Annotated in this window: 1 protein-coding gene; it reads left to right on the forward strand. The window is 69.4% G+C overall.

Annotated elements, in window-relative coordinates; translation table 11 throughout:
• The first annotated feature begins 73 nt into the window (after window positions 1–73).
• The gene (locus CTKZ_RS20720) at window positions 74–1,024 is read left to right on the forward strand and encodes a MetQ/NlpA family ABC transporter substrate-binding protein (RefSeq protein ID WP_124344667.1); all 951 of its coding nucleotides are present in this window, start codon (window positions 74–76) and stop codon (window positions 1,022–1,024) included.
• Window positions 1,025–1,066: the final 42 nt, after the last annotated feature.

Below are 1,066 nucleotides of genomic sequence, written 5' to 3' on the forward strand. Positions count from 1 at the left end.
CGCGGCCGGCGTCCCACGACGCCTGTCCCTGACCCGCCCGGATCCGTCGGGCACACCGCAAGGAGACCCACCCATGTCCGAGAACGTCCCCGTCCTCCCGGCGAAGAACGGCGGCAAGCGCCGGACCGGCCTCGTCGTCGGTGCGGTCGTCGCCGTCGTCGTCCTCGTCGGCGCGCTCGTCTTCGCGTTCACGCGTCCCGACGCCGACGACTCCGCCGCCGGTGACGGCGCGACCGTCGTCCGCCTCGGCACGACCGACGTCGGCCAGCCGCACTGGGAGATCCTCAAGGAGCTCGCCGCGGAGGAGGGCATCGACCTCGAGATCGTCGGCTTCTCCGAGTACACGCAGCCGAACCCGGCACTCACCGAGGACGAGATCGACCTCAACGCGTTCCAGCACATCCTGTATCTGGCCGACCACAACAACAACACCGGCGACGACCTGCAGCCCATCGGCTCCACGCTGATCGTCCCGCTGCCGCTGTACTCGCAGAAGCACACGGACGTCTCCGAGTTCACCAAGGGCGAGCAGGTCGCGATCCCCAACGACGCGACCAACCAGGCGCGCGCGCTGTTCGTGCTCGAGGAGGCTGGCCTGATCGAGTTCACCGGCGAGCCGAAGGTCCCGACGCCGGACGACGTCGACACCGACGCGTCGACCGTCGTCGTGCGCCCTGTCGAGGCGTCGCAGACCGCGGGCCTCATCGGCGACCCCGACGTCGCGGGTGTGATCGTCAACAACAATTTCGCGACCGACGCGGGCTTCGACCTCGACAGCTACGTCTTCGCGGACGACCCGAACTCGCCGGGGGCCCAGCCGTACATCAACATCATCGCGGCTCGCCCGGACGACGCGGACAACCCGACGTACCAGAAGATCGTCGAGCTCTACCACGACCCGAAGGTGCTCGAGTCGGTCGTCGAGTCGTCCGGCGGCACCGCCACGATCGTCGAGGGCTACGACGCCGCCAAGCTCCAGGACGTCCTGGCGCAGACGCAGGAGAACCTCAAGGCCGCTGGCTGAACCGGTCCGCGCGGTCCGGTCCCCACCACCCGGGGACCGGAC

It is taken from the genome of Cellulomonas algicola (assembly GCF_003851725.1).
GTDB lineage: Bacteria > Actinomycetota > Actinomycetes > Actinomycetales > Cellulomonadaceae > Cellulomonas > Cellulomonas algicola.